At 68.0% G+C, this 244-nt stretch carries 1 pseudogene; it reads left to right on the forward strand.

Going from position 1 to position 244, the window contains the following annotated elements:
• Positions 1 to 244 (forward strand): annotated as a pseudogene (locus KBI52_RS00160) (nitric oxide dioxygenase); the annotation flags it as partial.

Consider the following 244-nt stretch of genomic DNA (forward strand, 5'->3'; position numbering starts at 1 on the left):
CTGGATCGAGGTGCCGGGCCAGCATCCGCTCAAGCGCAACTACAGCATCTCCAGCGCGCCGAACGGCGAAACCTACCGCATCTCGGTGAAACGGGAACCGGAGGGCATCGCCTCCACCTGGCTGCACGAGCAGACCGAGGTCGGACAGGTGCTGAAGGTTGCGCCGCCTGCCGGCGAGTTCTTCCTGAACGAGGAGTCGCCGCGGCCCGTGGTGCTGCTGAGCGGCGGCGTCGGACTGACCCCG

The organism is Microvirga sp. HBU67558 (genome assembly GCF_018069605.1).
GTDB lineage: Bacteria > Pseudomonadota > Alphaproteobacteria > Rhizobiales > Beijerinckiaceae > Microvirga > Microvirga terrae.